Source organism: Nocardia alni (genome assembly GCF_019038435.1).
In the GTDB taxonomy this organism is placed as follows: Bacteria; Actinomycetota; Actinomycetes; order Mycobacteriales; family Mycobacteriaceae; genus Nocardia; species Nocardia alni.
Genome location: NZ_JAGPOX010000359.1, coordinates 1 through 436, shown reverse-complemented (window position 1 = coordinate 436; position 436 = coordinate 1). Strand labels below are relative to the sequence as shown.

1 protein-coding gene is annotated in these 436 nt (G+C 70.9%); it reads right to left on the bottom strand.

The features are described from left to right. Positions 1–436: helix-turn-helix domain-containing protein (locus JZ791_RS44325; RefSeq protein WP_216903983.1), on the bottom strand; the 436-nt coding region annotated here is incomplete at both ends.

Below are 436 nucleotides of genomic sequence, written 5' to 3'. Positions count from 1 at the left end.
GAACTGGGCGTGTCGTAGCCCATCGACAGGGCGACGCTGATCACCGGTTCGCCTGCCAGCAGGCGTGGCAGTGACAGCAGCACGCGCAGGCGCTGCCGCCACTGGCTCAAGGTCATGCCTGTTTCGGCCTGCCAACGGCGGGCGAGGCTGCGGCTGGACAGTCCGCTGGCGGCTGCCCACGCTTCGACGCTGCGCAGGTCGTCCGGCGAACGCGCCAGCGCCGCCGCGATCCGCCGCAACCGGCGATCCCGCGGCTGTGGCAGGGCAAATGGCAAGGGAGTGCTGGCACGGATCTCATCGGCGATGACGCCGGCCAGGCGTGCCTGCGCAGCGTCCAGTGCCTGATGCGGCCAGCGCAGTGCGCGCGTCACCGCCGCCTGCAACAGCGCATCGGGTTGGAAAATACGGGGCAGCGGGGGCAGATCCAGGCCGGCAT